Below are 258 nucleotides of genomic sequence, written 5' to 3'. Positions count from 1 at the left end.
CTGGAAGCCATTCGCGAGCGTGGGCAGGACAGTCCTATCCTCGTGCGTCCGCATCCAGAGACCAGCGGCCGCTATATGATCGTCTTCGGCCACCGCCGTGCGCGGGTTGCCCGGGAACTTGGTATCAAGGTCAAGGCGGTCATCAAGCCCCTCGCCGATCTGGAACATATTCTGAGCCAGGGCCAGGAAAACTCCGCCCGCGCCAATCTGAGCTTCATCGAGCGTGTCTTCTTTGCGGCGCGTCTTGAGGCGCTGGGC

The 258-nt window shown here is 62.4% G+C and carries 1 protein-coding gene; it reads left to right on the top strand.

Going from position 1 to position 258, the window contains the following annotated elements; translation table 11 throughout:
• Nucleotides 1-258: ParB/RepB/Spo0J family partition protein (locus R0J92_RS24380; RefSeq protein WP_411053582.1), on the top strand; the 258-nt coding region annotated here is incomplete at both ends.

The sequence above is a fragment of the Tritonibacter sp. SIMBA_163 genome (genome assembly GCF_046535935.1).
In the GTDB taxonomy this organism is placed as follows: Bacteria; Pseudomonadota; Alphaproteobacteria; order Rhodobacterales; family Rhodobacteraceae; genus Epibacterium; species Epibacterium scottomollicae.
Note: the sequence above shows the minus strand (reverse complement) of the source record. Positions and strands in the feature narration are given on the sequence as shown.